Consider the following 19,895-nt stretch of genomic DNA (forward strand, 5'->3'; position numbering starts at 1 on the left):
AACTTTTGTTTTTTATTGTTTTTTATAAATCCTTATTTTCTAATTTGGAGTTGATTGCAAAATGCGAAGCAAAGGGTTAGCAATTTGCAAAGGCTAATTTGCTTAAGATGGTTCCCATTTTTGTATTTTTCGGTACAAAGTTGACGGGCTAACCTCCAGTAAACCGGCCGCTTTGACTACATTGTCGTCACATACTTGCAGAGCTTGTTCAATTGCGAAACGTTCTACTTCAGATAGAGGAATGATATTCATACCTGTACTTTGATCTACTGATTCCGTATTGGAGACGATTGCGCGTTGAACCGCAGGAGTCGATTGTTGTTTCTCTTTAGGTATAAACAGTGACTCGTCCGGCTTGAGATGCAATTGTTGCATTAGTGTCTCTTCGCTCACCATCGGCCCATCAGACATGACAACGGCACTGTGAATTAAGTTTTCAAGCTGCCTAACATTACCAGGCCATCCATAGTTTAATATCAGTTGTTCGGCACGTTTAGAAAAGCCAACAAACAGTTTATTTTCGAGTTCGCTATATTTATTAAGATAGAACAATGCGATTTGCAATGGATCTTGGTCGCGTTCGCAAAGCGCAGGCATATCAATGGCAATGACATTGAGGCGATAAAACAAGTCTTCTCTAAGTAACTGCTGTTCAATTGCTTCTAGAGGGTTACGGTTGGTTGCACAGACAAAGCGTACATCGACACGCTCAGTTTTACCGCTACCGACTCGTTGAAATGTACCTGTTTGAATAAAGCGTAATATCTTGGCTTGCAATGCCATATCCATTTCACCTATCTCATCTAAGAATAGGGTGCCGCCATCTGCCAGGCTTGCAGCGCCATCTCTATTGTTGGTGGCGCCGGAAAACGCGCCTTTTACATGGCCAAATATTTCTGACTCCATAAGCTCAGAAGGAATGGCAGCGCAGTTGATGCAGATAAGCTCTTGGTCACGTCGTGGACTGAGATTATGGATTGCTTCTGCTGCTAGCTCTTTACCTGTACCACTAGGCCCTGTAATAAAAACATTGGCGCGACTAGGCGCCGCTTTGTCGATGGCTTTATAGACGACTTGCATGGCCAGTGAGCTACCAATAAAACGCTGAAATTGAGAACGATGCTCGCGTTTATATCTCTTAAGACTTGCTCGCAACATATTTCGCTCTGCGATAAGCATTTTAGTTTGTAGCGCCTGCTCAATGGTAATGCGTAAGTTGTCATTTTCCCACGGTTTCTGTAGATATCCCCAGACTTTACCTTGATTAATAGCGTCGATAAGCGCAGCTTGCTCTGTAAATGCAGTTAGCATGATGCGAATAGTATCCGGGTAGTCTTCAGCGATTATCGCAAGCAACTCGTTCCCCGTCATACCCGGCATGTTTTTATCTGTGACAACCACATCAATGGGTTCGTGCGCCAACACATCTAAAGCATCATGGCCACTCTGCGCAGTATGAATCGTATATTGGTCGGAGCGCAGCGCACGACTCAAAGAGCGTAATATATGTGGTTCATCATCTACAAGTAGGATGTGTAATCCCGTTATCTTTTCCATGGTCGCGCTCCTTTTTTCATTTTAGTTCTCTATTAAGATATAGCAGTCTAACTGTAAGAGTTCCAAGGACTTTTACTAAAATGCAAAAGACTTGTTTATAAACTTAAAAAATGAGAAATGATCCGCCAAAAGGATAGCTAAAGTTGTCACCGATGCGAAGAAGTTATAAGTGAATTTCTCTAATAAGTGTGCAGTCGCATGATTGGTTGGTGATATACAGTGGCGCGCATCATGGTCGATACGCGCCCTTGAAGTGTTTAATTAAATGTATGTGTAATTGCTTCATCGGAATCGAGCTTGAACAAGACTTGGTTTGTTTCGAGCATGCCATCCACTCTGATCAACATTGTCTGTGCGGTTTGAGGCACCGTTAATGTATGTTGTAATTGGCCTGCTGCATTAAACCTCAAAGTTGCAATTAATTGCTTCTGGCCCATTACTTCGTCTTCAACTGAAGGAACATCCACACTAAACGAGTAAATCTTAATTGCTCTGCCAGCAAGGGACTCTCCAAAAACATCTTGGCCATTCAGTTCTAGCGATACATCATCGCTAGTACGAAATTTAAAGTCTGGTTCAACATACAATTCAGTTGATGCTGTTGCTGCGCTTTGCAAGAGCTCTTCTTGTGGTTCATAGCTCAGTGGTGGCATTGCACCTTCAGAACTTGATTCACTGGTGCTTGAGGTCTCACCTGATGTTTGAGTTTGACTTGTTGTACTCGTAGTTTGTGTTTGCTGTGTGTTTGCTTGGCTTGTATTACTTGGTGATGATGAGTCACCACCACCTCCGCCGCATCCGGTAATGACGCCAGCGAATAAGGCCATACTGATAGCTGATTTTAAGTTTTGCAGTGTATTCATGATGGTCTCCTAACATTACTCAGATTCTGGCATATAGTAGTGTGTGTCTCTGTCGCTGGTGAGATACCAGTTTTGTGCTTGTTCGCCGCTAGACTCTACCCACGTTTCATAATCAGGATATGCCCACAGTACGTCGATATATTCTCTTGGGTAGTGCCATTCTTCACTGACCATTAAAGCCCATGGCAGGTTGTCAGCAGTCCTAAAGTAGCGATTGGCAGCTGCATCAGAGGTATCATCGACTTTTCCAAAGCGAGTTTGATCGAATAAGTCAGTAGGTGGATAGTCAGCCATATGGACTTCGATTGTTCTGTCTGCGGTTCTAAAAATGAAGAAATCCATATCAGTAATGCTGAGTGAGGGTTGAGATTCAGCGAATGTCACATCCAGTGTAAATGGAACTGGTTCAAAGTAAGTGCAGGTTTTGACGGTATTGAAGTGCGAACATTGCCCAGATTGCCCTGTTTGAGTGAATACTTGTGTACTGCTCCACAGTTGTAGCACGGCATTGCTTTGGAATTCTTCAGCTGACTTCTCAAAATTTTGTCCATCTATTGTGATAGTTGCACTTTCAATTAGATCTGGCGTTGAACCCATTAAACGTAACCCGTATCCATTCTCATATGCTGCGCCTCGGGCTGTGATCCAGCCATGTACAATAAACCCACTCACAAGGTTGTTGGCATCAAATGTGGTCTGAATACGCTGTTTGACGACTAAGTCATTCATGTCATAGTCACCTCTTTGTGGCCAATTATCTTCGTAAGCGAGTGTAGAAACTCCCGTTGCAGAAGGGAAATACTGGCTGTGTGAGCGGCGATAATTGTTAGGGAACTCATCTTGCTCGTCCGCAATACCATCGGCGTCACTGTCGTTCGCTTCTGGCATGGTGACTAAATTGTTTGAAGAGATAGCTGTACCTGGGCTGGCAGTCACACTGAATACAGCATCATTGAAGTCATTGTCACCCCATGTACGAGGTAAGTCTTCAAAGCCAATGACAACTTCTTGCTCTTGCTCATCATAAAGCAATACACAGTGCTGTCTTAAGTCTTCTGTTGGTTCTGGGTTAAGTGACGACAATGAATAGTAATAAGGAATTTGCCAGTTTTTCACTCCGGTGTAGTACCAAAAGCCATTCGCAGCGACAAAGAAACCTATACTTGTACCAGCTGGGAAGGTCCCAATGCTCACGCGATGCCCATTTGTAAGGTGTGGGTAGCTCAAGTTTGGGAATACAATTGTTTCTTGCACTTCTTCCGGTGTGGTGGGTGGGTTTTCTGGATCAAACGTAAAGTAACCAAAGGAGTTTTTGTATCCTGCACCTTCGTGAATAAAGGTAATGAAAACTTCCGCTTCCTCGTCTAAGTGAATCGTAGACCCCGCGTCACCAGTAATGAATGCTTCGTTTACTTTGGCTTCAGGAAGTGCATTACTAATACGCTGAAAGAAATCACTACTATATTGGTCTCGGGTGTATATGAGGTCGTCGGGTTTGCCCGTGTTTTGATTGTATCCGATTGGCCATGGCTGTCCTGACTGGAATTGCCATACGTATTGACCGTCAACTTGTTGCACAGCAAATGTTGGTGCTGCCGATGCGCATAAGGCTGCGCTAAGACACATCTTAGTTAGGTAGTTCATAGTGTAAGAACCTTGTATTCAGTTGATGATACTCTGAGAGAGCAGCAAACATGCCAAAATACAATGTCCTTAATTAACAGTTGGTTATGTTTTTTGTTCAGGGAATATAGAGGTTTTTTTCGCATTATTGCAAGTGATATTTTTCTCATTTTTAAAATTGAGAAAAATATCTTTTGGGCAAATTACATTTCTTTTGCTTTATTAATAAATAATACCAAGCATTATTTGGAGGTGTATTAATGAATAAACCGAGTACTACACTCGTTTTTAGTGTTGCCTTGAATGGATATCAGTGGCGCTATAGCCATTGTATAAAAAGTCAAAAGCAATACGCGAAAAAAATGAATTACCAATATGTCGTGGTGTCTCGTCCTATATTTACATCGCTAGGCGTTGAGTGTTGTTGGTTGAAGCTATTACTACTAAAAGCTGCACTGGAGGCAGGCTATAGCAAAGTCCTTTTTGTCGATGCTGATGCATTTATTCAACCAACATGTCCACCTGTGGAGCAGTTGATTACTGATGACAAGTATTTGTATATGGCACACGGCTATAGTGGAGAGATAAATTCCGGCGTTATGCTAATGCAGGAGTCACAATCATCCCTTGATTGGCTGAATGATGTTTTGTCTTCAATTTGTACACCTGTTGCTGAATCCGAGGGGATCGGCTGGGGAGAGAATGGTCATGTTGCCCATTTTGCCAAAACTTGGCAGGGTTTCCAGTTGATATCACCTAAGTGGAATAATACTTATGCAAAAGAGATGAGCGATTATATACGTCACTTTAATTTTGGGCCGTTAAAAAACAGTTGGTCTGATAAAATCGTTCATAAAGTCATATTTAAGGTGAGCAAAATTTTACTCAAATGTGATTTGAATGACTTGAGTCAACAGGAAAAAAAGTTGCAAGTAGTGCAGCATAAACTGCCCAAATTGTTCAACCAGGTTGTAAGGATTTACCCTGAATTTTCAAAATAAATGGAACAAAAAGAAATTATCTATACCTCACGATCAAATTAATTTTTATTTTAAAAAAAGGTTTTCGAATTAGTTTGCAAAATAGAAAAGCTATTTCTTATTTAACGGTGCTGAATATATTTTCTTTATACAAATCATTGCTTTAAATTTTTTAATGTGATTGGCATAGTCCTCGCAATCATCCCTACAAGATAAATATTCGGGGCTTGATTATGTTGGACAATAATGGAACACCTCAAAATACTGATACAACACAATATCATTCACTGAGAAGCTATGTGAGACGTTTTGCAGCAGCTTCTTTGATGGTTGCTGCACTGCCAGTTATGGCAATCAACATCGTCTGGAGCTGTATTCTTTTACGTGCCCCTTTAAAAAAAGGAAAGTGGTTAGACATCGGTGGTGACGTAGTTGAACTATATAGCTGGCGCTGTGGGCTGTTAAAAAATAGCGCGTCGCTTATCAACGTAGCTGCTGGACATGTAAACTTTGTTGGCACTCCTATTATTTGGGAGGACACCACCGTTCCCAATATACGTCGATTTAAGTCGCCTTGTGAACGCGCGGGCTTGTTCGACTGCTTGCAGCTTCATCGCTTAACTGGGCTTGTTGCTGGTGATACCGCTAGTTTGCTAAAGAAACAAGACGAGCAGAGTTTGGTAAAAGATTGCGTGATGGTTATGAAAATCATCGTTTGTCGCTTGTTGTACAAACATGGCGGTATAAAACACGCTAAAGCCGCGGTTTTCGGCATACCATTTGAAAACGCCAAAATGGCCGACGCAGTTAGTTGGGTTTGTGACCCACATACAGATAAAAATTACTGCCAAATCGGTTATTTCCTAAATGCTAATTCGATTAACCTCGCCGCAAACAATTCGGCGCTGCAAACCACACTATCTCAGAGTAACAAGAATTTTGTTGACGGTTCAGGCATGCGACTCGCTGCAAGACACGCAGGTATAGACCTCGCTGACAACATAAACGGGACTGATATGTTACCGGTATTGTGCGAAAAGGCCTGTGAAACTGGCAGCTCCTTCTTTTTGTTGGGAGCAAAAGAAGGTATCGCCGAAAAAGCGGGCAAAGCGTTACAAAGTCAATTTGAAGGGTTAGACATACGCGGCACACACCACGGTTATTTCCAAAGCGATGATGAGATCATTGAAAAAATTAACAATAGCGGTGCGACGATACTGTTGGTGGCGCTAGGCTCGCCACGTCAAGAAATGTGGTTAGAACAAAATAGACATCGCCTTGACTGCCGTTGTGCATTAGCTGTCGGGGGATTATTAGACTTTTTCTCTGGTGCAATTCCACGAGCGCCACTTTGGATGAGAGAGCTAGGACTAGAGTGGATTTGGCGTCTGATGCAAGAGCCTAAAGCCAAATTTAATCGCTATGTCATTGGCAACCCAGTTTTTCTTTTTCGAGTTTACGTTTTAAAACAATCTATCAGAGGGCTTTAATCATGGAAATTACAAATAAAATTTCAACATCAGCCACGGTAAGTTCAATCAGCGCTATGCGTAGCAACAATGCAAAAAAAGCGAATATTGATGGTGTACATCATGGTATTCCTGTGTGGTTTCAACGTGCAGTAGCAACGCTCGGCTTACTTGCTATTAGCCCTCTTTTGGCACTGCTTATGTTAGCTATCAAGTTAGAAAGCAAAGGACCATGCGTTTTCAAACAAGTGCGTGTGGGTAAATATGGTCGTCGCTTTACTATGTATAAGTTCCGCTCTATGTACTTGCAGGATGACCCTCGCTTCAAAGCGCCTGACCAAAAAGACAGTTCGAGAGAAGGGGTTTGTCAAAAGTATATCCACGATCCTCGTATTACCTGCATCGGCCGTTTTATTCGTAAATACTCAATCGATGAATTGCCACAATTACTTAATGTTGTGAAAGGGGATATGTTGCTTATCGGCCCAAGACCTGCATTGGAAATAGAAGTGGCACAATATAACCCAAGCCAGTTGTCACGCTTAAATAGTGAACAGGGCTTAACAGGACTTTGGCAAGTGACGGGCAGAGCAGACACCACCTTTGAACAGCAAGTTCAATTGGATGAGCAATACATCGAAGAGCAAAGTATCACCAGTGACATTAAAATATTGTTTAAGACTGTGCCTTGTGTATTGGGAGCCAAAGGCGCATATTAATTAAGTATGAACTTCAACGAGCCAGCACATATCGTGCTGGCTTTTTTATTTTAGAAAAATTCGCTATTTCGCATTTTCGAAATGCAAAAATCCCCTTTGTATTCTGCATTAAAACCTTATTTAAATATAAAAATCCATATATATCAGAATATTAAAAAATTATTTTTATTGGCACACTGCCTGCAATTAGTTACTCAGACATTAAGAATTGAGGACTAATCATGCAAAGCAAAAGCGACATATTTGTAGTGGGATATTACGGCATGCGCAATAGCGGCGATGATGCATTGATGCTAGCCAGTGTTGAGGGGGCCAAGCAAGCATTTGGCTCCAATCAAGTAGCCGTCAATGCAAGCCGCCAATATTCTCTTGTAAAACAGTTAGAGCTGCAAGGTCAGGGACCTATGCTGTTTAGAGGGCATCAACGCATCGCTAACTACAAGCAAGCATACGATGCGCAGAAAATAGTATTCGGTGGTGGTTCAGTGCTGCACTCGAGTAAAGATATTGCACAAAAGTGCCACATGATATCTCTGTGCGGTAAACAGTCTAGCTACGCAGTGGGTGTAGGCATAGAAGCATTTAAAACGACGAAAGACGAAAAGCAATGTATTAAGTTTTTGAACAAATGTCACTTTGTGGGGGTGAGGGACGCACAAAGTTACGAGATTGCTAAGTCAATCGCGCCAAATTCCAATGTTGCTTTGACCTTTGATCTGGCGCCCTCATTGCTGCACTACTTTGGCAACTCAATCAGAACAATCGATAGAAGAGGGGTCGCATTTAATTTCTGCCAACAAGCTACCAATGCATTCGGGGAGACTGATGCTTTGAATGAACGCGCTCGAGTGCGTAAGGCTGTGAAGCTTATTACTGCAGTTTGGGAAACGACTCGAGAGGATGTCTATCTGATGGAGCTTAATGATCATGGGGTATTGGGTGATAACCTCATTCATGACCAAATTATAAGTAAGCTACCCAGTTACGTGCCAATAAAGCGGATACGTTACACCATCAACCCGCTTCGTATGCTTCAAAGCATCGCAATGTTTAAAGCCGTGGTAGGTATGAGGCTTCATGCCGCTATTTACGCTTATATGATGAATACACCGTTTGTAAGCTTGCAATATCACAGCAAATGTAAGCAGTGGTCAAAGCAAATTGGCATGGCGCAAGATTATCAGTTTGACGCAAACGAGTATGAGACCGAAAACATTATTAGCACCATAAACCAGCTGGTGGCCGGGCACTGTATTGCCCCAACCCTACCTGTCGAGCAAGCCATCGCGTTATCAATGAAGAATTGGAGTAATGAATATGAACAGCATCAAGTTTTCAGTCGTAATCCCTCTTTACAATAAGAGTGAGTGTATCGAGCGCACAATTAATAGCGTTTTGCAGCAGTCTTATTCAGCCGATGAAATTGTGGTGATAGATGATGGCTCGACAGATGACAGTGTGGCAAAAGTTGAAGCGCTGAAGGTGCCTAATCTAAAGCTTATTCGCCAAGAGAACCAAGGGGTATCTGCTGCAAGAAACACTGGCGCGCAACATTGCAGTAATGACTTTATGGCATTTCTTGATGCAGATGATACTTGGACACCATTTTTCTTATCTCGCATTGCTGACTTGATTACCCGCTTTCCAAACATGGGGCTGTATGCAACACGCTATCAAAAGGTCTATGGCGATAATGAGTTTTTAGATGCCAAAATTGCTTTGACGCGCTGGGACGCTTGCGGCTACGAAATGGATAACTATTTTGCCGTCGCTGCCAGTGGAGATCTGCCATTTACGATGTCGAGCATCGTGGTCAGTAAGCCAGTATTTCACGACTTGGGTGGATTTCCATGTGGAGAGTGGATGGGGGAAGATCAGAGCTTTTATATTAACTTTGCCATGTATTCTCGTATTGCATACACGCCAGTAATTGAGAGTTTTTATTACCAAGGCACTCAAAATAGTGCTTGTGACAAGGCTCCACCACAAGAGCTATGTCCTTTTGCAGAGCGTCTTCTAGATGATGTGAAAGAAGGTAGGGTGGCTGAAAAGCTAAAACCTATGGTGTTAAAATACGTGGGGGCGCACATATGTGATTTAGCAAAGCGTCATATTCAACATCGCTCAATCGAGTATGCGGCGCAATTACTTACGCACCCTGCGTCACGTAAAAAGCCCCTACATTGGAGTTATTATAAGTTTGTAGCGTTGCCCATGGCATACTTAAACAAGTTCAAAAATGCTTAATCAAGTACAGTGAGTATAAGCTATTTGTTGTGCTCACTGTACCCATGTTGTTCCAAAGATTGGCCCTGCTCTGTGACAATGAGGTATGAGCTTTGGCTATACCAATCTCCCAGTACTGTACGAATTCGATGGTCGTATTGATGTACGCATGGTCTGTGTGTATGGCCATGGATCATATGTGTTACGTTAAACTTCTCAAACATGTCCTGAACAGCGTCTGGTGTAACATCTAAAATGCTGGGTGCCTTACCCATTTGAGTTAGCTTGCTCTTTTCTCGTGCGTTCTTAGCTACGCGGCGTCTGTACCAAAGAGGCATCGCTAACATCAGGCGTGGCCACCACCAGCCTCGGCTCTTTTTGCGAAACTTTTGGTACTCGAGATCTTGTGTACACATTTCGTCGCCATGTAGGATAACTGTTGGCGTACCGTATAAATCAATCACAGTTTGCTCAGGTAATAATGTCATGCCGCATAAATCAGCATACTTTTGGCCAATTAAAAAGTCTCTATTACCATGGATAAAAAATAGTTTGGTGCCGCTAGTACTGATTGATTTTAGTTTCTGCGCAATTTCTAGTGCCAGAGGGTCGCCTTCATCATCGCCAATCCACACTTCGAAAAAGTCGCCAAGTATATAGAGGGCGTCAACGTCTGAATCGATGCAACTATCGAGAAACAAATAAAATGCGTTGGTGATGTCCGGGCGGTGTTCTGTTAGGTGTAAATCTGAAATAAAATAGGTTTTGCGCATGGGGTCTCTTGTCAAAAATAAGAGCGCCGCAGCGCTCATACTTAATCTCGGGATTAATCTGTAATTACAGCACTCTCGATGATTACGTCTTCTAAAGGCACATCTTGGTGGAAACCTGAAGAACCCGTTGCAACACCTTTAATTTTGTTTACAACGTCCATGCCTTCAACAACTTCTGCAAATACACAGTAACCCCAACCTTGTGATGTTTCACTCGAGAAGTTAAGGAAGTCATTGTCATTTACATTGATGAAGAACTGCGCTGTTGCAGAGTGAGGATCCGGTGTACGAGCCATTGCCAATGTGCCAACTTTGTTAGCTAGGCCATTGTTTGCTTCATTTTGGATCGGTGCTTCAACTTCTTTTTGGCTCATGCCAGATTCAAAGCCACCGCCTTGGATCATAAAGCCATCAATTACACGGTGGAAAATAGTGCCTGTGTAGAAACCACTTTCAACATACTTTTTGAAGTTTGCGACAGTTGCTGGCGCTTCTTTTTCAAATAGTGCGATTTTGATTTCGCCGAAGTTTGTTTGTAAAACAACCATAATGGGTCCTTGAATTACAATAAAAAGATTAAAACGCTATTTTATATTACAACGGCAGAACTACAAAGTGTTGAAATTACTTTGACACTTTTAGTGTGTAAATTTTGTTACCTAGACTAGGGAAAATTAGTGTTTTTACAGTAGAGGCGAGCTTGAGCAAGTGTTATGATGCCCAAGTTTTAAATACAACTTTAGGAAAATAACTACATGTTGCAGATATACGACACACTGACACGTCAAAAATCACCATTTAAACCTCTCGTTGAAGGCAAAGTCGGCATGTATGTGTGTGGTATTACAATCTACGATTTCTGCCATGTAGGCCACGCCCGCACATATGTGTCTTTTGACGTGATCAACCGTTACTTCCGTCATTTAGGTTACGACGTAACTTACGTCCGTAATATTACAGATGTAGATGATAAGATCATCAAAAGAGCTGCCGAGAACAAAGAAGAAATCAATGACTTGACTGTTCGCATGACGAAGGCAATGCATGAAGATTTTGATGCGCTTAATATTCTGCCTGCGGATATCGAACCAACTGTAACGGGCCATATGGACGAAATCATTGAAATGATTGAGCGTCTAATTACCAAAGGTCACGCTTATGTTGGTGACAGCGGTGATGTACTATTCGATGTTTCTACATTTAAAGACTACGGCCAGCTATCTCAGCAAGATTTGGACATGCTGCAAGCTGGTGCGCGTGTGGAAGTTGCAGAGGGTAAAGACGATCCACTTGATTTTGTACTTTGGAAAAAAGCCAAAGCTGGTGAACCTTCTTGGACATCGCCGTGGGGCGAGGGCCGTCCTGGTTGGCACATTGAATGTAGCGCAATGAGCTCAAAGCATTTAGGCGACCTTTTTGATATTCATGGTGGTGGTTCAGATTTACAATTTCCACACCATGAAAACGAAATTGCGCAATCTTGCTGTGCAAATAATGGATGCTATGTAAATACTTGGATCCATACCGGTATGGTGCAGGTAAACAAAGAAAAAATGTCCAAGTCACTAGGTAATTTCTTTACGGTTCGTGAAGTGTTAAAAGCCTACGACCGTGAAACTGTGCGTTACTTCTTGATCAATGGCCACTACCGCAGCCAGTTAAATTATTCTCAAGAAAATTTAGATCAGGCACGTGCTTCTCTAGAGCGCATTTATACCGCTTTACGTGGTGTCGAGCTGGTAGACGTTGAGCTTGCTGGAAATCCGTACGTTGAGCGCTTCGAAAATGCAATGAATGACGACTTTAATACACCTGAAGCGTTACCCGTTATTTTTGAGCTGGCTAAAGAAGTAAACTTGTTAAAAGAGTCAGACCCTGAAGCTGCTGGTAAACATGCATACATTCTCGTTAAGCTAGCTGAAGTGCTGGGTATTGCGCAGCAATCACCAGAAAGCTTTTTGCAAGGTGAACAGGATGATGACGAAGTTGCTAAAATTGAAGCACTTATCGAGCAGCGTAAAACTGCGCGAGCGAATAAGGATTGGGCAGCCGCTGATGAAGCCCGTGATGCACTGACCGCAATGGGAGTGGTGCTTGAAGACAGTGCTGGTAAAACTACATGGCGTAAAGCTTAAGTTTTTATGGCCAAGCAAAAAGAAGCAAAAAGTTGCTTCTTTTTGCTACACTCACCCCATTGCTTTTCATCTCTCTTATTTAACCTCTATAAATAGAACACAACGTCAAAAAGCACCCAAATCAAAAAGTATTTAGATACTACTGATGATGATTGTTATCTCCCATCTATTGATTCAGATATGATATATTTCAATTTGTATTGATTGACCAGAATACAGGTTAAGCGTATCGACGAGTCGAGTAACTACCTATTTGAGAATAAAATTAACAATCAAAATATATGAAAATTAATCAAGTTACCGTAGGGTCTTAGTATCATTATTTGGTTTTTATCTGAACAATGATATTTTGAGAACGTAAATACTTAGTAAAAGGAATCATTATGAATAAATACGCTGCTGCGGTCTTGTTAGCTTTGAGCGCGGGTTCGTCTAACGCTAATACAAAAGCGACGTCGAATATAGAGTTTCTGAATTCTTATGCAGTGTTACCCGCTGGACACAACTTACCATTTTCAGAAGCTGTAAAGGTTAATGATAAGGTATATCTCTCAGGCCAAATTGGTATTCAGCCTGGCACCACTAAGTTGGTAGAAGGGGGGATTGGACCTGAAAGTAAACAAACGATGGAAAACATACGAGCGAGTTTAAATGCACATGGCTTGAGTATGAAGGATATATTCAAATGCACCATTATGTTAGCTGACATAAAAGAGTGGCCTGAATTTAATAAAGTCTATACCAAATTTTTTAGTCGTCCGTATCCTGCAAGAAGCGCATTTTCGACGAATGGACTAGCTTTAGGGGCGCGTGTAGAGGTTGAGTGCATTGCAACGGTATCTTCTTGATTAACCCTACAAGGCACATTTATGATTTAAGGATTTTCTATTGTTCAAAAATTTATGCTTAATATTATGGTTTTATTGATTTTTATTGCTGTGATATTTTTGTGTTTTTAACCGTTGTATTGGAATTATTGTAGTATGAAATTAGTTTTGGCTAGCATGTGTGCGGTATTTATATTAACTGGATGTAAGGTGAATGAAGGCGCGCCATACGATAGTGAGGCTGAGCCTCAAGATAGAACTGAGTACGTCGGCGTTGAAGGAGCCGTTCAGGCGCAGAAAGATAAAGTCTATCTGATGGACAAAGAACTAAGCGACAAATGTAAAAATGCTAAAGTAGACCATGCGGTTGCGCTTACCAATAACGACCAACAAGAACTTAAACGTCAAGAGCAAATCATTAAGTCGACCTGCAAGTAGCTAACTTATTCCCCAATCGGTGCAAGGCTAATTGGGGAATATAAGATTTAAACCTTGGTGTTTTTTTGAGTGATTAAGGCATGCAGTTTGCTTAACTTTAAAGGACAGTATTAAATGGCAAAAGCGTGCCCATTTTAAAGGAAAGTAAAATGCTATTACACAAAACCAATGCGACCTCTCACACCAGCCACCATAGTGAAACATCCAAATCATCCAACTCCGAAAGTGGCGAAAAATTTTCAAACGAATTAATAAAGCAGAGCGCAAAATCAGATTTGTCTAGGTCATTACAGAACAAGGATTTATCGAGCACTAGGTTGCACAACGACTTTTTGTCGAGAGCAAAACAAACCGTTATGTTTAATCGCTTGGGAGTGAATGAAGAGAAAATCAAAGAAATTGAAGCAAAAATGCAAGAGTTAATTGAAAAGTTAGAAAGTGGAAAAATAGATAAAGAAAACTTTGATGAACAAATGGAGATGCTTGAATCAATGATGGCGAAGGAACTAAAAGCTATGGAAGACACTAACAAAAAAGCAAAAAACTGGAGCACCTTGTATTAAAGTGCTCCACTCGCTAGCTAGCTATTGCTGTTTTCACATGCTTCTAGCGTATTTTCTATTAAGCTTGCAACCGTCATTGGACCGACGCCACCCGGTACAGGCGTAATAAAGCTGGCATTTTGCTCTGCTTTATCGTATTGCACATCACCGACAAGTTTACCTGACTCTAGTCGGTTTATACCCACATCGATAACAATTGCGCCTTCTTTAACCCAATCACCAGGAATAAACTCAGGCTTACCTACTGCAACTACCAACAAATCTGCTCGGCGAACATGCGCCTCTAAGTCCTGAGTAAACTTGTGACACACTGTCGTTGTACAGCCCGCGAGTAGTAACTCTAAAGACATTGGGCGACCAACGATATTTGATGCACCGACAACAACCGCATGCATACCTTTATAACGAACGCCGGTTGAGTCTAAAAGCGTAATAATGCCTTTAGGTGTACAAGGTCTTAACGCAGGCATTCTTTGTGCAAGTCGCCCTACATTATACGGATGGAATCCATCTACATCTTTACTTGGATGAATGCGCTCGAGAATTTTCTCAGCATCTAAGCCTTCTGGTAAAGGAAGTTGAACGAGGATACCGTCTACTTCTGGGTCGACATTAAGGTTGTCAACCAGTTCGAGTAACTGCTCTTCACTCGTATCATTGGGTAAATCGTATGACTTAGAAACAAAGCCTACTTCTTCACAAGCTTTACGTTTCGAGCCGACATAAACTTGACTGGCAGGATCTTGCCCGACAAGTACCACAGCCAATCCTGGGGCCCTTAGTCCTTCAGCTACTCGCTGCTCAACACGTTTTGCGACTGTACTGCGAACCTGTTTCGCAATTGCTTTGCCATCTATGATGTTTGCCGTCATGGGTGACCTTTATATATAAGGGTTAGTTACTTGAACGATTATAGAGTTAAAATGGGGTCACTCTATTTAAACATGGCAGTTTGCAATCACATACAATACCGAAAGGTTTTTATGGTGACTACAACTGTTCTGACTATATTTTCGCAAAATTGAAGTGATTAGCCAAGCTGGATCCCGCGATAAACCCAACCCAATGTACAGATAGCTAGAATAAGTTGAGTAAATTTTGATTGTTTGAGCTGATTTTTAACCCTTTTGTGGTAAAAATAGGCAGTTGAAAGATTTTTTAAAAAAAATGTTTGACCTCAACAACTCAAATCTCTAATATGCACCCCGTTGCCAACGAGGGGTGTTAAACAAAAACATTCTAAGTAAGTAACAAAATCGGCGATTAGCGCAGCTTGGTAGCGCACTTGGTTTGGGTCCAAGGGGTCGCAGGTTCAAATCCTGCATCGCCGACCACTTCTTCCTTGAAGATGTGGGTGGATAGCACACAAGTGTTGTTTGTGTTGCGCCCGTAGCTCAGCTGGATAGAGCAACGGCCTTCTAAGCCGTGGGTCGAAGGTTCGAATCCTTCCGGGTGCGCCATTTAAATTATGTCCACATGTAGTGGCGGCTGTAGCTCAGTTGGTAGAGCCCTGGATTGTGATTCCGGTTGTCGTGGGTTCGAGCCCCATCAGTCGCCCCATCTACACTCAAAAAATGTTTCGGCGATTAGCGCAGCTTGGTAGCGCACTTGGTTTGGGTCCAAGGGGTCGCAGGTTCAAATCCTGCATCGCCGACCACTTTCAAAAAAATATATATTATCGGCGATTAGCGCAGCTTGGTAGCGCACTTGGTTTGGGTCCAAGGGGTCGCAGGTTCAAATCCTGCATCGCCGACCATCTCTTCACTCCATTTAATCTCTATTTTCTCCTTAAATTCATTATTGTTATCTTATATCTTATTTATTTCAGCTGATTGCTCGACTCTACAGTTTTATAGGTTATAATGCCGCGTCTAATGTTTAACATAGTGCCCTGATGGGGCAGGCAGCAAGTCTGGCATGTAATTGGTCGGTATTAAGCGCTTTTCGCTTGAGTTCCAATTGCACTTCAGTGTCGACTTGTTTGTGAAGGAAGGCGCGTTGTCGCCAAAAATGAAAATTGAGGTATATCATGCAAGTTTCTGTTGAGACGACTCAAGGCCTTGAGCGCCGTCTGACTATCACCGTTCCTGCAGAGAACGTTGAGACTGAAGTAAAAAAACGCTTACAACAACTGTCTAAAACCCAGCGTATTGACGGTTTCCGTCCTGGTAAAGTTCCTGTTTCAGTAATTAATAAGCGCTACGGTGCAGCTGTTCGTCAAGAAGTTGCTGGCGACCTAATGCAACGTAACTACATCGAAGCAATCGTTTCTGAGAAGATCAACCCAGCTGGTGCTCCAAACTTTGCTCCTAAGACTTTAGAAGCAGGTAAAGATCTTGAGTTTGAAGCAACTTTTGAAGTTTACCCTGAAGTTGAAATCAAAGACTTAGATAAAGTTGCTGTTGAAAAGCCAGTTGTAGAAGTAACAGCTGACGATTTAGCAAACATGCTAGAAACGCTTCGTAAGCAACACGCTACTTGGACTGAAGTTGACGCGGCTGCTGGTGAGCAAGATCGTGTAACAGTAGACTTCTTAGGTACTGTTGAAGGTGAAGAGTTTGAAGGCGGCAAAGCTGAAGACTTCCCTCTAGAGCTTGGTCAAGGTCGTATGATCCCAGGTTTTGAAGACGGTATCGTTGGTAAAAAAGCCGGTGAAGAAGTTGTTGCTGACGTGACTTTCCCTGAAGAGTACCACGCAGAGAACCTAAAAGGTAAGCCAGCTCAATTCACAATCACTGTGAAGAAAGTTGAAGTTCAAGAGCTTCCTGAGCTTAATGACGAGTTTGCAACTAAATTCGGCGTAGCTGATGGCGGTGTGGACGCTCTTAAAGAAGAAGTTAAGAAGAATATGACACGTGAGCTTGACCAAGCTGTTAAAGCAAAGGTTAAAGAGCAAGCGATTAAAGGTCTACTTGACACAAACGAAGTTGAAGTGCCTAAAGCGCTTATCGATCAAGAAATCGACGCACTTCGTCAACAAGCTGCACAACGTTTTGGTGGCGACGCTAAAAACATGCCTGAGCTTCCAGCAGAGCTATTCCATGAGCAAGCTGTAACTCGCGTTAAGACTGGCCTTCTTCTTGGTGAAGTGATCAAAGCGAACGACATCAAAGTTGATGACGCAAAAGTTGAATCACTAATCGAAAATGTAGCATCAGCTTATGAAGATCCGTCTGAAGTAGTTAACTACTACAAAGAAAATGATCAACTAATGCAGCAAATGCGTAATGTAGCTATGGAAGAGCAAGCGGTTGAAGCTGTACTTTCAAGCGCTACGGTTACTGATGTTGAAAAGTCTTTTGACGACATCATGAACCCACAACAAGCTGCAGAGTAAGTTTCTTCCCTCGTCTTTGAGGAAAGCATTGACTTACTGTTAAGCTAACGCTTAAATGGCTCGTAATGCTCTGTTAATTGCAGTGCTGCGAGCCTTTTTCGTTATTATAACGAAGTAAAAGTAAGGCGAGTTCAATAATTAGCGCTTGAACTGCGCAGCAAACCTGCCTCGCATACAAAGGAACCAATAATATGAATGACGGTATGATAGATCCTCTAAACGCTTTAGTACCTATGGTTGTTGAGCAGACAGCTAAAGGTGAGCGCTCTTATGACATTTACTCTCGTTTGCTTAAAGAGAGAATTATATTTTTAACTGGTCAAGTTGAAGACCACATGGCTAATCTGATTGTGGCGCAGATGCTATTTCTTGAGTCAGAGAGCCCTGACAAAGATATTTATTTATACATCAATTCACCAGGTGGCTCAGTAACTGCTGGTATGTCTATCTATGACACAATGAATTTCATCAAGCCTGATGTGAGCACTGTGTGTGTCGGACAAGCTGCAAGTATGGGGGCATTTTTGTTATCTGGTGGTGCTAAGGGTAAACGTTACTGCTTACCAAATTCTCGCGTCATGATCCACCAGCCTTTAGGCGGATTCCAAGGTCAAGCTTCTGATTTTGAGATCCACGCAAAAGAAATTCTAACAATTAAAGAAAAATTGAATAGGTTGATGGCGGATCACACAGGTCAGCCGTATGACGTAATTGCCAATGATACTGACCGAGATAACTTCATGAATGCTCAAGAAGCAGTTGATTACGGTTTAGTGGATGCGGTTCATACAAGCCGATAAAAATTGACGTTTATTTTTTAGGTGACAATATACACCTTGAAATAATAAAACTTGGATCTATATCTTAGGAAGGTCCAAGTTTTTTAAAGTTTAACGCCAAAATGACGACATTTGTACGAGTAGTTTTCATTTTGAGCCAGCTTAGCTATGCCAACTGAAATTTTATTTGGTATAGTTAAAGCATGTATTGTGTTACCACTGTGATGGTAACTCACCAAATTTAAGAGGTAGTTGAATGTCAGACACTCCTACAGACGGCGACAAGAATAGCAAACTCTTGTACTGCTCATTTTGTGGTAAGAGTCAGCACGAAGTACGCAAGTTAATTGCTGGTCCATCAGTATACATTTGTGATGAATGCGTCGAACTGTGTAACGACATCATTAGGGAAGAAATCAAGGATATTGCGCCGCAGCATGATTCGTCTGATAAACTGCCGGTGCCTAAAGAAATCCGCAACCATCTAGATGATTATGTTATTGGTCAAGAGCATGCCAAAAAGGTGTTGTCAGTAGCGGTTTACAATCATTACAAACGTCTTAGAAATCAAGGTATCAAAACTGAGGTAGAGCTTGGTAAAAGTAATATCTTGCTGATTGGTCCTACTGGTAGTGGTAAAACACTACTTGCAGAGACTTTGGCTAGACTACTAGACGTACCGTTTACAATGGCTGATGCAACCACATTGACCGAAGCCGGTTATGTTGGTGAAGACGTAGAAAATATTATTCAGAAGCTATTGCAAAAGTGTGATTACGATGTAGAAAAAGCACAGCGCGGTATCGTATACATTGATGAGATTGACAAAATCTCTCGTAAATCTGATAACCCATCGATCACCAGAGATGTTTCAGGTGAGGGCGTACAACAGGCGCTACTTAAACTGATTGAAGGCACTGTTGCATCAGTACCACCGCAAGGTGGTCGTAAGCACCCACAACAAGAGTTTTTGCAAGTAGATACTTCAAAGATTCTATTTATTTGTGGCGGTGCGTTTGCAGGGTTAGATAAAGTTATTGAACAACGCAGTCATACTAACACCGGTATTGGTTTTGGTGCTGAAGTGAAAAGTTCTGACAGCGAAAGGTCTTTGAGTGAAACATTTAAAGATGTTGAGCCTGAGGATCTTGTAAAGTATGGCTTAATTCCTGAATTTATCGGCCGTCTACCTGTTGTTGCTACACTGACTGAGCTGGACGAAGATGCACTTATCCAAATTCTGAATGAGCCTAAAAATGCACTTACTAAGCAGTACGGTGCGCTCTTTAAGATGGAAGGTGTTGAGCTTGAGTTCCGTGAGGATGCTTTGAAAGCAATTGCACATAAAGCAATGGAGCGTAAGACTGGCGCTCGCGGATTGCGTTCGATTGTTGAAGCGGTACTTCTGGAAACCATGTATGAGCTGCCTTCAATTGAAGATGTCAGCAAAGTGGTTATTGATGACACTGTAATTAAGGGAGAGTCAGATCCTATCTTAATTTATGAAAACAGTGGCCAAGATAAAGCTGCATCTGAGTAGTCAGTCAGAATAATTAGAAAAGGAGCCTAGAGCTCCTTTTTTTGTCGAAGAGTTGAACTTTATAGA

The 19,895-nt window shown here is 42.0% G+C and carries 18 protein-coding genes and 5 tRNA genes; 17 read left to right on the top strand and 6 right to left on the bottom strand.

The features are described from left to right. Nucleotides 1–102: 102 nt before the first annotated feature. The 3 genes from N475_RS11850 to N475_RS11860 form a co-directional block, all read right to left on the bottom strand. Nucleotides 103–1,557: a sigma-54-dependent transcriptional regulator gene (locus N475_RS11850; protein WP_063359520.1), complete on the bottom strand. Its 1,455-nt coding sequence runs from the start codon at nucleotides 1,555–1,557 to the stop codon at nucleotides 103–105. Nucleotides 1,558–1,814: 257 nt separating this feature from the next. Next, complete coding sequence (locus tag N475_RS11855; RefSeq protein ID WP_063365346.1) at nucleotides 1,815–2,420, bottom strand: hypothetical protein; 606 nt, start codon at nucleotides 2,418–2,420, stop codon at nucleotides 1,815–1,817. A 15-nt stretch (nucleotides 2,421–2,435) separates the two neighbouring features. Further along, a complete protein-coding gene (locus N475_RS11860) occupies nucleotides 2,436–4,064 on the bottom strand; it encodes an LruC domain-containing protein (protein WP_063359522.1) in 1,629 nt (542 codons plus the stop codon). Between the two features lie 239 nt (nucleotides 4,065–4,303). Here N475_RS11860 and N475_RS11870 point away from each other — a divergent pair, with 239 nt between their 5' ends. The 5 genes from N475_RS11870 to N475_RS11890 all read left to right on the top strand — a co-directional run bounded on the left by N475_RS11870 (nucleotide 4,304) and on the right by N475_RS11890 (nucleotide 9,458). Next, on the top strand, nucleotides 4,304–5,044 hold the full coding sequence (locus N475_RS11870) for a hypothetical protein (RefSeq protein WP_063365347.1): 741 nt from the start codon (nucleotides 4,304–4,306) through the stop codon (nucleotides 5,042–5,044). 212 nt (nucleotides 5,045–5,256) lie between these two features. Then, nucleotides 5,257–6,513 carry a WecB/TagA/CpsF family glycosyltransferase gene (locus N475_RS11875; RefSeq protein ID WP_063365348.1) on the top strand — a complete coding sequence of 419 codons (1,257 nt, stop codon included), beginning with the start codon at nucleotides 5,257–5,259 and terminating at the stop codon, nucleotides 6,511–6,513. Nucleotides 6,514–6,515: 2 nt separating this feature from the next. Further along, the gene (locus tag N475_RS11880) at nucleotides 6,516–7,211 is read left to right on the top strand and encodes a sugar transferase (protein WP_063359526.1); all 696 of its coding nucleotides are present in this window, start codon (nucleotides 6,516–6,518) and stop codon (nucleotides 7,209–7,211) included. A gap of 221 nt (nucleotides 7,212–7,432) precedes the next feature. Next, nucleotides 7,433–8,572 (top strand): polysaccharide pyruvyl transferase family protein, encoded by a 1,140-nt coding sequence (locus N475_RS11885; protein WP_063359527.1) that lies wholly within the window; start codon nucleotides 7,433–7,435, stop codon nucleotides 8,570–8,572. After that, a complete protein-coding gene (locus N475_RS11890) occupies nucleotides 8,529–9,458 on the top strand; it encodes a glycosyltransferase family 2 protein (RefSeq protein WP_063365349.1) in 930 nt (309 codons plus the stop codon). Before N475_RS11885 ends, N475_RS11890 begins: the two co-directional genes overlap by 44 nt. 20 nt (nucleotides 9,459–9,478) lie before the next feature. Here N475_RS11890 and N475_RS11895 read toward each other — a convergent pair whose 3' ends face one another. Then, nucleotides 9,479–10,210 (bottom strand): UDP-2,3-diacylglucosamine diphosphatase, encoded by a 732-nt coding sequence (locus N475_RS11895; RefSeq protein ID WP_063359529.1) that lies wholly within the window; start codon nucleotides 10,208–10,210, stop codon nucleotides 9,479–9,481. A gap of 53 nt (nucleotides 10,211–10,263) precedes the next feature. Next, the gene (locus tag N475_RS11900) at nucleotides 10,264–10,758 is read right to left on the bottom strand and encodes a peptidylprolyl isomerase (protein ID WP_063359530.1); all 495 of its coding nucleotides are present in this window, start codon (nucleotides 10,756–10,758) and stop codon (nucleotides 10,264–10,266) included. 207 nt (nucleotides 10,759–10,965) lie between these two features. On the opposite strand from N475_RS11900, the gene cysS reads away from it, so the two are divergent. The 4 genes from cysS (at nucleotide 10,966) to N475_RS11920 (ending at nucleotide 14,173) form a co-directional block, all read left to right on the top strand. Continuing rightward, nucleotides 10,966–12,345, top strand: a complete 1,380-nt coding sequence (gene cysS, locus N475_RS11905; RefSeq protein WP_063359531.1) for a cysteine--tRNA ligase — start codon at nucleotides 10,966–10,968, stop codon at nucleotides 12,343–12,345. A 383-nt stretch (nucleotides 12,346–12,728) separates the two neighbouring features. Then, on the top strand, nucleotides 12,729–13,193 hold the full coding sequence (locus N475_RS11910) for a RidA family protein (RefSeq protein ID WP_081216117.1): 465 nt from the start codon (nucleotides 12,729–12,731) through the stop codon (nucleotides 13,191–13,193). Nucleotides 13,194–13,328: 135 nt separating this feature from the next. Beyond that, nucleotides 13,329–13,610: a hypothetical protein gene (locus N475_RS11915; RefSeq protein ID WP_063359532.1), complete on the top strand. Its 282-nt coding sequence runs from the start codon at nucleotides 13,329–13,331 to the stop codon at nucleotides 13,608–13,610. A gap of 149 nt (nucleotides 13,611–13,759) precedes the next feature. Then, nucleotides 13,760–14,173, top strand: a complete 414-nt coding sequence (locus N475_RS11920; protein ID WP_063359533.1) for a hypothetical protein — start codon at nucleotides 13,760–13,762, stop codon at nucleotides 14,171–14,173. A 17-nt stretch (nucleotides 14,174–14,190) separates the two neighbouring features. Here the strand turns inward: N475_RS11920 and folD are convergent, their stop codons facing one another. Further along, the gene (gene folD, locus N475_RS11925) at nucleotides 14,191–15,045 is read right to left on the bottom strand and encodes a bifunctional methylenetetrahydrofolate dehydrogenase/methenyltetrahydrofolate cyclohydrolase FolD (RefSeq protein ID WP_063359534.1); all 855 of its coding nucleotides are present in this window, start codon (nucleotides 15,043–15,045) and stop codon (nucleotides 14,191–14,193) included. 385 nt (nucleotides 15,046–15,430) lie between these two features. Between folD and N475_RS11930 the strand changes: the two genes are divergently transcribed. The 8 genes from N475_RS11930 (at nucleotide 15,431) to clpX (ending at nucleotide 19,829) form a co-directional block, all read left to right on the top strand. Then, nucleotides 15,431–15,507 (top strand) — tRNA-Pro (locus tag N475_RS11930). 49 nt (nucleotides 15,508–15,556) lie between these two features. Beyond that, nucleotides 15,557–15,633 (top strand) — tRNA-Arg (locus N475_RS11935). Nucleotides 15,634–15,657: 24 nt separating this feature from the next. Then, nucleotides 15,658–15,733, top strand: a tRNA-His gene (locus tag N475_RS11940). A gap of 20 nt (nucleotides 15,734–15,753) precedes the next feature. Next, nucleotides 15,754–15,830 (top strand) — tRNA-Pro (locus N475_RS11945). 22 nt (nucleotides 15,831–15,852) lie between these two features. Next, nucleotides 15,853–15,929, top strand: a tRNA-Pro gene (locus N475_RS11950). A 273-nt stretch (nucleotides 15,930–16,202) separates the two neighbouring features. Then, nucleotides 16,203–17,510: a trigger factor gene (gene tig, locus N475_RS11955; protein ID WP_063365350.1), complete on the top strand. Its 1,308-nt coding sequence runs from the start codon at nucleotides 16,203–16,205 to the stop codon at nucleotides 17,508–17,510. A 191-nt stretch (nucleotides 17,511–17,701) separates the two neighbouring features. After that, nucleotides 17,702–18,310, top strand: coding sequence for an ATP-dependent Clp endopeptidase proteolytic subunit ClpP (gene clpP, locus N475_RS11960; protein WP_063359536.1), 609 nt, complete (start codon nucleotides 17,702–17,704; stop codon nucleotides 18,308–18,310). Nucleotides 18,311–18,545: 235 nt separating this feature from the next. Then, nucleotides 18,546–19,829, top strand: a complete 1,284-nt coding sequence (gene clpX / locus N475_RS11965) for an ATP-dependent protease ATP-binding subunit ClpX (RefSeq protein ID WP_063359537.1) — start codon at nucleotides 18,546–18,548, stop codon at nucleotides 19,827–19,829. Nucleotides 19,830–19,895: the final 66 nt, after the last annotated feature.

The sequence above is a fragment of the Pseudoalteromonas luteoviolacea DSM 6061 genome, from assembly GCF_001625655.1.
In the GTDB taxonomy this organism is placed as follows: Bacteria; Pseudomonadota; Gammaproteobacteria; order Enterobacterales; family Alteromonadaceae; genus Pseudoalteromonas; species Pseudoalteromonas luteoviolacea.